Raw genomic sequence first — 1,409 nt, 5'->3', positions numbered from 1 at the left:
GGCCTGGTGATGACTGGGACGCCGGGGTATACGCGGGAGCAGATCCGTGAGTTTGTGCATGATTATGGTCGCCAGCGGCATGGGACGAGGGGCGCGTGGTTGGAGGGGCAGCCGTTCTCCAGGTATCAGTTGTGGCGCTGGCGGAAGGCGTTGTACGAGGGAGATCTCGACCGGAATCTCATTCCGCGAGAGCATGGAGGTATGACCCGTACCCGTGGCGAGTGGACCGCGTTTGAGAAAGCGCGTGCGAAAGAGTTGGCTGAACATGAATCCGAAGTTGAGCAGCTCAAGAAGCGTATCCACGAGTTAGTGGGCACGAATGATGCGTTGGGAAAAGCTATCGGGCTCTTGCACGAGTTGAACGTGTCAGAGCCCGACGCGGAGACGACGAGCGGGCCCGAGGATTCATCGAGACGGAGAACGAACTCGTCCGGGAGCTGACCGGGCTGACCGGATCACAACGGCAAACGCTGGAGATGGTGGGCCTGGCGCGCTCGACATGGCAGTACCGGATGAATCCTCGCCCTGTCGTGCCCGCTCCGATTCATCAGGCCGATCGGGCGTACGAGGCACGAATCAGCGATGCCGACCGGCGACAGATCGAGGAGCTCGTTCTCGCCGGCTGGGCGAACGCCAACTCGGTGGACCATTCGTTCGCCACCGTGTGGGACGAGGGCCTCATGCTCGGCTCACGGCGGACGTGGTGGCGGATCGCCGCGCAGATCGAAAACCAGATGCTGCGCCCCAAGATTCCGGCCCGCAAGGAACCCAGAGCTCCGCGGAACAAGCCCGTCCTAAAAGCAACCGGGCCCGGGCAGGTGTGGTCCTGGGACATCACGGACCTGTACTCGCCCTGGCGCGGGCGCGTGTTCAAGGCGTACAAGATCACCGACATCTTCTCCCGCGAAATCGTCGGGTGGCGGGTCGAGGACCGTGAGGCCAGCCACCTCGCCGTGGATATGTTCGCTACCGCGATTGCCGAGCACGGCGCGCCCCGCATGGTGCATGCCGACAACGGCGCCGCGATGACCTCGAACCTGCTCCGAGACTTCCTTCACCGCCAGCACGGCACAGAGCTGTCACACAACCGACCATACGTCTCCGACGACAACCCCTTCTCCGAGGCCGGATTCCGGACCATGAAATACCGGCCAGGCTACCCGAAAGTGTTCGCCGACCTAGAGACCGCCCGGGCATACCTCGCGGAGTACGTGCCCTGGTACAACTGTGAGCACAAGCACTCCGGCATCGCACTATTCTCGCCAGCCCAAGTCCACAGCGGGTCCTGGCGCGATGCCTGGCAGACACGCGAAACCGCCCTGCAACGCTATTTCCAAGCACACCCCGAACGGTTTAGCGCCCGCCCGAGGACACCGACGCCCGCTGGCACGGTAGGGATCAACCTGCCA

2 protein-coding genes are annotated in these 1,409 nt (G+C 63.4%); both read left to right on the top strand.

Annotated elements, in window-relative coordinates:
* On the top strand, positions 1–441 hold a 441-nt coding region (locus PSET11_RS16690), incomplete at its 5' end, for a hypothetical protein (protein ID WP_345788797.1).
* 89 nt (positions 442–530) lie between these two features.
* Positions 531–1,409: DDE-type integrase/transposase/recombinase (locus PSET11_RS00005; RefSeq protein ID WP_160118931.1), on the top strand; the 879-nt coding region annotated here is incomplete at its 3' end.

It is taken from the genome of Arthrobacter ulcerisalmonis (assembly GCF_900609065.1).
GTDB classification, from domain to species: Bacteria; Actinomycetota; Actinomycetes; order Actinomycetales; family Micrococcaceae; genus Arthrobacter; species Arthrobacter ulcerisalmonis.
The sequence above is the reverse complement of the archived record's forward strand: the minus strand, read 5'-3'. Positions and strand labels throughout refer to the sequence as shown.